This is a genomic window from Deinococcus frigens DSM 12807 (genome assembly GCF_000701425.1).
Lineage (GTDB): Bacteria > Deinococcota > Deinococci > Deinococcales > Deinococcaceae > Deinococcus > Deinococcus frigens.
Genome location: NZ_JNIW01000002.1, coordinates 147,293 through 153,292 on the forward strand (window position 1 = coordinate 147,293; position 6,000 = coordinate 153,292).

Annotated in this window: 6 protein-coding genes; 4 read left to right on the forward strand and 2 right to left on the reverse strand. The window is 64.3% G+C overall.

Annotation, left to right across the window (positions count from 1 at the left end):
- Nucleotides 1–183: 183 nt before the first annotated feature.
- Together Q322_RS0101560 and Q322_RS0101565 are read left to right on the forward strand one after the other, a co-directional pair.
- Nucleotides 184–660 carry an NUDIX domain-containing protein gene (locus tag Q322_RS0101560; protein WP_029475258.1) on the forward strand — a complete coding sequence of 159 codons (477 nt, stop codon included), beginning with the start codon at nucleotides 184–186 and terminating at the stop codon, nucleotides 658–660.
- A gap of 31 nt (nucleotides 661–691) precedes the next feature.
- Nucleotides 692–2,164, forward strand: a complete 1,473-nt coding sequence (locus Q322_RS0101565) for a M1 family metallopeptidase (RefSeq protein WP_084147703.1) — start codon at nucleotides 692–694, stop codon at nucleotides 2,162–2,164.
- Nucleotides 2,165–2,488: 324 nt separating this feature from the next.
- On the opposite strand, the gene Q322_RS0101570 is transcribed toward Q322_RS0101565, so the two are convergent.
- Nucleotides 2,489–3,004 carry a hypothetical protein gene (locus tag Q322_RS0101570; RefSeq protein WP_029475262.1) on the reverse strand — a complete coding sequence of 172 codons (516 nt, stop codon included), beginning with the start codon at nucleotides 3,002–3,004 and terminating at the stop codon, nucleotides 2,489–2,491.
- 107 nt (nucleotides 3,005–3,111) lie between these two features.
- Between Q322_RS0101570 and Q322_RS0101575 the strand changes: the two genes are divergently transcribed.
- Together Q322_RS0101575 and Q322_RS0101580 are read left to right on the forward strand one after the other, a co-directional pair.
- Nucleotides 3,112–4,470, forward strand: a complete 1,359-nt coding sequence (locus tag Q322_RS0101575) for an acyl-CoA dehydrogenase family protein (protein WP_029475264.1) — start codon at nucleotides 3,112–3,114, stop codon at nucleotides 4,468–4,470.
- 263 nt (nucleotides 4,471–4,733) lie between these two features.
- A complete protein-coding gene (locus Q322_RS0101580) occupies nucleotides 4,734–5,669 on the forward strand; it encodes a hypothetical protein (protein WP_029475266.1) in 936 nt (311 codons plus the stop codon).
- On the opposite strand, the gene Q322_RS0101585 is transcribed toward Q322_RS0101580, so the two are convergent.
- The coding region (locus Q322_RS0101585) for a transposase (protein ID WP_034417254.1) at nucleotides 5,663–6,000 on the reverse strand (338 nt) is incomplete at its 5' end. The two genes, Q322_RS0101580 and Q322_RS0101585, sit on opposite strands and share 7 nt — an antisense overlap.

The following is a 6,000-nucleotide window of genomic DNA, read 5'->3' on the forward strand; positions in this document are numbered from 1 at the left end:
CACTTTTGACCCAAGACAGTGAGTGGGTTTTGCCGAGTATTAGGGACTGGCACAGCTCCGTAGGAGAGCATAGAAGCATCGGGGGTCTCTTTTCCCGATGCTGTAATTCGGACAAATGCTCTAGACTGCGCCGCACATGATCTGTCTGCCGTTCCCCGCCCCGCCCCCCCGCCCGGAGCGTCCATGAGCCACCTGTCGCGCACCCTGCCCGTCAAGCGCGCCGCGCACGTTTATCTGGTCCAGAACGGCAAACTGCTGCTGGTCGAGGAACGCATGGACGACGGCAGCATCTTTTACGGCCTGCCCGGCGGCAAGGCGCACCCCGGCGAGACGCTGGGCGACGCTGCGGTGCGGCAGGTGCTGGTGGAAACGGGCCTGACCGTCACCGATCTGGTCTTTCTCAGCCTGCTAGAAGGCGAGCTGCTGACCGGCACCCGCAACGAGTGCTACGCCAATTTCGGGCGGTTCACGGCCACCTTTTCCGGCGAGCTGAACCCCACTGACCCGGAGGTGGTGGGCATCCGCTGGGTGCCCTTCGAGCAGGTGGAGATGCTGGTCCGCTACGGCCCCCCGCCCGAGGTCGAGGAACGCAACCCGCTGATCTGGGTGCCCACCCGCGATTTTGTGGGGGGTGTGCCGCGCGCCTATTACCCGATCTAGGAAGAGGCTGAGACGCATGACACTGAGCCGTATGACACACTGCGCTGTCAGGTCATTGTGGGGGCAGTCCAGCCTGCTGGCGCTGGTCCTGCTGACGTGCGTGCAGGCCCAGACGCCGTTGCCGCAGACCGCTGTTCCCACGCTGCCACCACCGTCCGGCCTCGTCACCGCGCAACCGATTGGTGATTCGATCTTCCCGGCGCTGGGGCAGGCCGGGCTGGACGTGCTGAAGTACGATCTGGACCTGACGGTGGACCGCCCCGGCGCCTCCGAATTGCGCGGTACGGTGGTTTTAACTGTGACCGCCACCAAGTCCCTGCCTGTGCTGAGCCTGGATTTCCTGGGGCCGCCGGTGCTGGACTTGCGCTGGAACGGTCTCCTTGTCCCCTACCGCCACGATGGGACGGCGGGCAAACTCATCATTGGGCCGCCCCAGCCCCTGCTCCCTGGCACGCGGGCCGAGGTCGCAGTCAGTTTCGCCGGACAGGTGGGCGTGCGGCCTGACCCCGATCTGCCCCTGAACGTGGGCTGGCAGGCGGTCCCGGCAGAGGGTGAGCGCGTCGGCGCGAACTTTACCCTCAGCGAGCCGGACGGCACACGCACCTTTTTGCCCGTCAACGATCACCCATCCGATCCGGCCACCTTTACCACCCGCATCACCGTGCCAGCCGGGTATACGGCGGCGGCCAGCGGCGTGCAGCGCTTGGAGAAAGTTGCGCCGAACGGGAACCGGACCTTCGTCTTTGAGCAGGCGCAGCCGATTCCCACCTATGCGCTGGCGATTCATGTCAACCGCTTCGAGCGCGTGGACTCGCCCGCCGTGCCTGTCGGGGTTGGCGGCACGGAAGTCCTGCGGCGCGACTATTTTCCTGCTGGCATTGCGGCTGACACGCGCGACGCCTACGCCTCCACGGAAGGGGTCCTCCAGGTGCTGGCCGACTGGTTCGGCCCCTTCCCATTCAGCGCCTACGGCTCGGCCATCGTCACGCCGCGCGTTCCGGCGCTGGAGACGGCCACGCTGTCCACCATGCCGGTCGCGTCCAGCGCCGTGCGCGTGCTGGTCCACGAAACCGCCCACCAGTGGTTCGGGGACCGCGTGACCCTGGCCGACTGGTCCGAGGTCTGGCTCAACGAGGGGTTGGCCACCTACGCCGAACTGCTGTGGGCGCAGGCGCAGGGCGAGACGGGCAGCGAGATCGTGCAGGGGTGGTACGCCCGCGCAGGCCGCAACCAGACCCGCCCTCTCGTCGCCACCACCGAACGCCAACTGTTCGACACCACTGCCTACATCCGGGGCGCGCTGGCCCTGCACGCCGTCCGCGTGACCGTGGACGACGCGGCTTTCAGGGCATACCTGCGCGGCTGGGTCTCGGAGTTCCAGGACCGCCCCGTGACCACTGCCGATCTGCTGACCTACACCCACAGCAGGCTGGGTGCGCGGGCCGAGGCAGCGCTGCGGCTGTGGGTGGAGTCGCCGGACCTGCCGCCGATGCCAGAAAGGTGAAACAGATCAGAGCATTTGTCCGAATTACAGTTTCGGGGAAACAGACTTTCGATGCTTCCATTCTCTGCTACGGAGCTGTGCCAGTCCCAAATATTCCATCAAATTCACTCACTGTCTTGGGAAGAACAGACTCTCGTCGTGAGACAGCACCCGTATGGGGCTACTCCTCCCCATGAGGACGCTTGCCCGCCCGTTCGGCCAAAAGTGGACGGCTCTTTTGACAAATGCTCTAAACCGCCGACCATTCGATGAGGGCTAACCGCCAGAAAGCCGAGCAACCTTTGCGGTTGGACTTTTTGCCTCATCGACAGCGCTGCGATCACTTCACGCCACTCCACACGCCCGCTGGAGCAGCAGATGCAGCTCATCGCGGCCCAGCCGCCGGGCGTCCAGCGGCAGACCATCTGGCAGGCTGCTCAGGCCCTGCACGATGGGTGTGAAGTGGAATTCTGGGCGGGCGATCAGGTCACGGCGGGCGGTGAAGGCGATCACAACGTCGGCACGCAGCTCGAAATGGGCGTTCAGCTCGGCACGCAGTGGAAAGGGATCGCCCGACAGCAGGTCCACCAGCGCCGGATGCGGCTCGAAGCCGTCTTCCAGTTCCTTGAGAAGGCGGGCGGTGTCCAGAAAGATCGAGGCGTTGGGCAGGGTGTATCCGGCGATGCGGCGGCGGCAGACCTCTGGCGGATCGCCGCGCACGGTGCTGACGTTGCGCCCCGCCCGCGCCGCGCCCCCCAGCAGCGCCCAGAAACGCGACAGGCTGGAATAGCGCGCCAGCTCCACGTACCCGCCGGGCTTGCTGGCCAGCGGGCGGGTGGGCCGCTCGGCAGAGGCGGTCATGCGTCCATCTTACCCGCTCACACTCCAGAAAAGCCCTAAAGAATCGGTGAACACGGGCCTGGGCGCTTTAATCCTGTCGCAAAAGGCTGGAGGCGGTACAACACAGCATGACCAAATCCGCCCCCAATCCGCTGGCCCTGCTCGCGCAGATCGACATGGACGCCCTGGGCCGCCTGAGCCAGAAGGTGGACCTGCCCGCCCTGCTGAACGCCGCGTCCGGCATGAGCGACGGCCAGCTCAAGCAACTCTCGCGCATGCTGGCGGGCGGCAAGGAGGACAAGGAAAAGGAGCTGCCCGAGGCCAACGGCGACTTCTATGGCCAGATGGATACCCTGACCGGCGAGGAGCGCGAGGTGGCCCAGGTCACGCGCGCCTTCATGCACGAGCACGTCGCCCCAATCATGAACGAATACTGGAGCCGCGACGAGTTTCCCAAACACATCATCCCCGAACTGCGCAAGCTGGACCTGCTCCGCAAGATCTGGAACGAGGACGGCAGCCGCAAGCCCAACGCCACCGTCATGGAAGGACTCGTGACGCTGGAGGCGTGCAAGGTAGACGTGTCCACCGCCGTGTTCTTCGGCGTCCACGCCGGTCTGGCCTTTGCCAGCATCGCGCTGGGCGGCAGCGACGAGCAGAAAGCCGAATGGCTGCCCAGGATGCTGGACCTGGAAGCGATTGGCGCATTTGGTCTGACTGAACCCGAGGGCGGCTCGCAGGTCAGCCAGGGCATGCGGACCACCTGCAAGCGCGACGGCGACAGTTGGACCCTGCGCGGCCAGAAGAAGTGGATTGGCAACAGTACATTCAGTGACCTGACTGTGATCTGGGCGCGCGACGTGGACACCCAGGAGGTGCGCGGATTCATCGTGCGCGCCGGGACGCCGGGCTACACCGTGGAAAAGATCGAGGGCAAGATCGCCCTGCGGATCGTGGAAAACGGCCTGATCACGCTGACGGACTGCCGCATCCCCGACAGTGACCGCCTCCAGAACGTGCAGGGCTGGCGCACCACCGCCGAGGTACTCAAGATCACCCGCGCGGGCGTGGCGTGGCAGGGCGTGGGCTGCGCGATGGGCGCGTATGAACTGGCCGTGAACTACAGTCAGGACCGTGAGCAGTTCGGCAAGCGCATCGGCGAATTTCAGCTCATTCAGAATCATCTGGTGCATATGCTGGGCAACGTGACCAGCATGTTTGCGCTGTGCCTGCGCCTGAGCCACATGGCCGACGGCGGCGACATGAAAGACGAACACGCCGCGCTGGCCAAGGTCTTTACCGCCGCGCGCTGCCGCGAAACCGTGGCCCTGGCCCGCGAAACCTTTGGCGGCAACGGCATTCTGCTGGAGCACGGCGTCGCTAAGCACTTCGCCGACACCGAGGCGATCTACTCCTACGAGGGGACCAACGAGATCAATACCCTGGTGGTGGGCCGGGCCATTACCGGATTGAGTGCCTTTGTTTAAACACTTTTCAGCGAAAAGGGATGAGAGCTGCGTACGCTTATCCCTTTTTCCCCCCTTCTTTTTTAAGAGATTCTCAATACAGTGTTTCGCTGTTCCACACGACAAATGTATATGAGCCGCAGGTTAAGTGTAGGGATGCATGCTGTTCCAGCGGGGGCAGTATAAGTTGGGCGCATGACAGGCGTTTCCCGCAAACCTTAGTGGTTGGGAACGCCGCGCCAGGTTGGCCCCATACCCCCCAATCTGGTGCGAAAGGAGCAAGTATGACTTTGAACCGTGACTTCAATTCCCACCGTCTCTCCTGGCGCGGCATTATTGCCGGTCTGGTGGTGGGACTGGTCTCTACCCTGACCATTATCGCGTTGGGCGTCATCATCACGGCCCTGACCGGCCTGAGCCTGAGCGGCGTGGGCATCGCCGCCGCCATCTGGACCGGCATCGCCGCGCTGGTGGGCGCGTACTTGGCAGGATTGACTGCCGTGCGCTCCAGTGCCCCCGCCACCCAGAGTCAAGACGGCATTGCCGCCATGACGGGCGACGACGCTACCCTGACCGGTCTGGTGATGGGCAGCGTGCTGGTGCTGCTGACCACCCTGTTCGCCTTTAACAGTGCCTCGCGCATCGTCGGCACGGCCACCAGTGCGCTGGGCGGGCTGGTGGGCACGGCTGCTACCGCCACCGCTGGCGCGGACGGCGTGCAGGTGCCCGGTATCCAGGGCTTTTTCAGCAACATCACCCCTGCTGACGCCGAGGGGCTGATCGCCAACAATACCGATCTGGATCAGGAGCAGGTGACGGCCACCGCCAATGTGATCTCCGGGATCGTGCGCCGCGCCGGCAATGATCTGGGTGAGGTGGACCTGAGCAACATTGGGGACTTCGCCACCGCCCGCGTGGAGTCGATCAAGAAGGCCCTGAGCGGCCCGCAGTTCGTGACCCGTCTGGAACGCCAGGGGCTGAGCAACGCCCAGGCCACCGAAGTGCAGACCGAGGTCAACCAGTCGGTGGACCGCATCCAGAAGCAGGCCGATCAGGCCGTCAAGAATGCTGAAGCCACTGCCCGGAGCGCGGCCAGCACCGCAGGCTGGGGCTGGCTGCTGGTGGCCGGTCTGACCCTGCTGGCCAGCATCCTCGGTGCGCGTAGCGCGGCCACCCACGCCGTGACCAACGTCGCTGTCCGCAACCCTCCCAGCTATTGATCGCGGCATAAATTAGAGTCCATCAAGCGGCGCGGCAACTGGATGTATCTGACGCGCTGCCAGGCACCGACCAGTTTCTCCTTGAGGACGGTGACCGAACGGGCACAGAAATTCCCCAACACATTTCGTTTGACGTACGCCCACACGAGCTCAATTGGATTGAGCTCTGGCGCGTACGGTGGCAAGTACACCAACGACAGGCGTTCGTGGATCTCCACGAACGCCTGAACCATCTTCGCCCGATGGATACCCGCATTGTCCAGAATCACCACGATCTTCCCCTGGATGTGACGCAGGAGATGCCGGAAGAACGCGATCACGTCTCCACTTC